The 3,450-nt window shown below is 63.6% G+C and carries 3 protein-coding genes; all 3 read right to left on the bottom strand.

The features are described from left to right. Positions 1-687: RNA polymerase sigma factor RpoD (locus O2807_13705; GenBank protein MDA1001557.1), on the bottom strand; the 687-nt coding region annotated here is incomplete at its 3' end. 72 nt (positions 688-759) lie between these two features. After that, positions 760-2,670 carry a DNA primase gene (gene dnaG, locus O2807_13700; protein ID MDA1001556.1) on the bottom strand — a complete coding sequence of 637 codons (1,911 nt, stop codon included), beginning with the start codon at positions 2,668-2,670 and terminating at the stop codon, positions 760-762. Continuing rightward, on the bottom strand, positions 2,670-3,450 hold a 781-nt coding region (locus tag O2807_13695; protein MDA1001555.1), incomplete at its 5' end, for a Smr/MutS family protein. The genes O2807_13695 and dnaG, both read right to left, overlap by 1 nt.

Genomic DNA, 3,450 nt, shown 5'->3' with positions numbered 1-3,450 from the left:
CTCGGGCTTCGCCCCCTCGTTCCGCTTATTTTCCATCATGCGAAGCTGGTTCTTCACCTTGCTCACCAGGGAAAGAACACGCTTCTTGTCTTCTTCCTGGGCGCGCCTTTCTTTCTCCTCGTCCACTTCCTCGCCCCGGTTCACGTCGCTGCTCACCACGACCATTTCCGAGACCGAAATCTCGTCCTTGCGCAGCTGGTCGGCCAACTCGAGCACCGCGTTGATGGCGACCGGCGTGCTCACCGTGGCCATGCAGACGTCCAGCTGACCTTCCTCGATCCGCTTGGCAATGACGATCTCGCCCTCGCGGCTGAGGAGCGGAATCTGGCCCATTTCGCGCAGGTACATGCGCATGGGATCGTCGGTCTTGCCCAGCGTCGAGTCGTCGAAGTTCGAGATTCTCTTCGGCTCGGCCACCTCGGCTTCATCCTCATCGGAACCCGCCTCTTTCTTCTCGGCCATCCGCTTTTCCGCGGACTCCGTATCGAGGATTTCGATGTCCATATTGTTGAAAAGCACCATGATGTCGTCGATCGCCTCGGGCGAGGTCACATCCGGCGGAAGGACATCGTTCACCTCATCATAGGTGAGAAACCCCTTCTCCTTGCCCAGACTGATCAACTGTTTGACGTCGGAAACCTTGTTCTCTTTCTTCTTCGCCTTCGTCGTGGTCTTGGTCGTGGCCAACTTCCGCTCCTTTCGTTGTTGCCCGGGGCGTTGATACCATCCCTCTGCAAATGTCCGTAAAATGGCGGTACGCTAGCGCAAGGGCATTCCCTTTCGGCGCTCCTGCAATAGCGCGTATTTTTCCTCCCACAGCCGCCGAGCATCGAGGGAATCCTCTCCGCCGAGCTGGCGTGCTTCTTTCTCCTTTTTTAAAATGGATTCCTCCCGCTGGCGCAGCAGCTTCTTCTCCATCTTTTTTAGCAGATCATCAAACAACTCTTCCCACATACGTTCGTAAAAATCCCTACTTTCTTCTTCTGCCGCCTCGGCGGCCAAATCGATGACAAGTGCCCGGGCATTAGGATCCTTCAATCGATCTAAAAGTGCGGCGGCATCGAGGGATTTCTCCTCTGCAGCCGCAGCACGGAGTTTTTCAAATATCCCCTTCAGTAATGACCCCGAGAAGATATCCGCGCTCACCTCTGGCCGGGCCGCCAACCCAGGCCGGGCGATCAAGGTCCGCATGATGTCACGCTCCAGCCGAGGAATTTCGGGAACCTCCCCGAGGAGATCGGCCACCTCGCCGCGGGGGGCGGGGCGTCTGGCCTCCTCCGCCAGCAGGCGCTGCACCATGCCGTCCACCGTGGGATAGGGAATCCCGAGGCGAACCTCCAACACTGAAAAATATTGGTCCCGTACACTCCGGTGACAAGCCGAGAGGACCGGAACCAGGCGCTCCAGCGCCTCCATCTTCTCCGCCTGGCCCGAGCCGGAACCCACGTTTCCCAAGGCTGTCCGGACGGTATGGTCCAGAAGACCCTCCGCGCCCGCGAGCAAATCCCCGAACGCCGCCGGGCCCGCCTTCCGCAGAAAATCGTCCACATCCTGCCCCTCGGGCAGATCCACGACCCGGAGCTGCACCGCCCCCAGGCCGTCGCGGTCGATGAAATCCTTCCGGAGCACATCGCCGGCCACCAGACTGTCGGGGGCGCCGCTCAGCCCGAGCATTCTCCCGGCGATGCCCCCCGCACGATCGGAGGCGGCCTCTCCCGCCCGGTCGGGGTCGAAAACGAACACAATCTCCTCGGCATGCGCCCGGAGCATCCGGATGTGCTCGGCCGTCAGCGCCGTCCCCAGAGGAGCGACCGTGGCCCGATAGCCCGCCTGCCAGAGCGAGATGACATCGAAATACCCTTCCGTCACCAGCGCCCGCTTCCCCTCGCGGATCGCCTCGCGGGCCTGGCGGAAGCCGTAGAGCACCCGCCCCTTGCGGAAGGCCGGCGAGTCGGGCGAGTTGATGTACTTCGCCGTGGCGTGGCGGCTGTCGCTGTCCGGAAGGGAGCGCCCCCCGAAGGCGAGCACTTCCTTCTCCGCCGTCTGGATCGGGAAGATGATCCGATCCCGGAAGCGGTCGTAATAACCCGAACCGTCCTCGCGCCGGGCCGCCAGGCCGGCCAGAGCCAGCTCCTCGGGGGAGAAGCCCTTCTCCCTTCCCGCGGCCAAAAGGGCATCCCATCGGGCGGGGGCGTAGCCGAGGCCGAACGTATCGCGCGCCGCATCGGAAACCCCGCGCTCCGCGAGATAGGCCCGGGCACGCTCGCCCTCTTTTCCTCTCAGCATCTCCCAGTAAAACCGCGTGGCAAACCGGTTGATGGCCAGTGTCTTCTCGCGCGCGCCGGAGGGGGCCGCCTGCCCGGAGGCATCCTCATACCGGGAGAGGTCGATCCCCTGCCGCTGGGCCAGATGCTTGATCGCCTCGAGAAACTCCATCCCCTCGTGGCGCATCAGGAACTGAAAAACGTTCCCCCCGGCGCCGCAGCCGAAGCATTTGAAGATTCCCATCCTCGGGTTCACCGTGAAGGAGGGCGTCTTCTCATCGTGAAAGGGGCACAGCCCCTTGAACGTGCTTCCCGCCCGGCGAAGCGGGACGAATTCTCCCACCACCGTCTCGATCGGAATTCCCTCGCGTATCTGATCGACCACTTCCTCGGGAATACGCGCCATCAGCCTGCAAGCTCCACGTTCGTCACGCCCCAGCCGCCCTCGGTATCCGCGGCCGGGCCAAAACTCGCCACCAGCAAATGCTTCTCCAGATGATCCGCAATCGCGCTCTTCAAAACGCCGGAGCCCTTTCCATGAACGACCCGCACCCGGTGCACCCCCAGGACCGCGGCATCGTCCAGATACTTGTCGAGGAGTTCAAGCGCCTCTTCAGCGCGGCGGCCGCGAAGATGAAGCTCAAGGGAAAAATCATCTCCCCGTACCGCCACATCTCCGCTCACAACCGCTTTCGGCACCAACAAAACCGCGGGCTTCGCGCTCGGGAGCACCTCGGCCGCCGGCACGCGGAGAGATTTCCCGTCCATCGCCACGGACAGCATCCCGCCGCCGTGAACCGCCTCAACCTGCCCCTGCCGGTTCAGGTTCCGGAGGCGGACCCACTCCCCAATGCGGAAATCGCGCGCCGCATCGCTTTCCCGATCCTCGGGCGGCGCCGGTATGACCGCATCGAGCCTTTCCGTCAGATCGCGAATCCGATCGCGCGCCACCTCGCGCGCGCCCTGCGGATCGTGCGCCGACCGCATATCGCGGAGCAGAAGGTCCGCCTCGCGGCGAATCTCCTTCATCAGCGCCTCCGCCTCGCGGCGGCGGGTCATCTCGCCGGCCCAGCGCTCCCGCACGAGCGCCGCTTCGTTCATCCCGATCTCGGCCTCGCGGGCAGCGATCTGCGCCTGTTGGGCGGAAAGCCGGCTCTCGCGCCCCGCGAGTTTTTCCTCCCGCTCC

Source organism: bacterium, from assembly GCA_027622355.1.
In the GTDB taxonomy this organism is placed as follows: domain Bacteria; phylum UBA8248; class UBA8248; order UBA8248; family UBA8248; genus JAQBZT01.
Note: the sequence above shows the minus strand (reverse complement) of the source record. Positions and strands in the feature narration are given on the sequence as shown.

Coding starts and splice junctions, on each gene's coding strand:
- dnaG (MDA1001556.1), bottom strand. CDS start 2,670: ATGGCGCGTATTCCCGAGGAAGTGGTCGATCAGATACGCGAGGGAATT.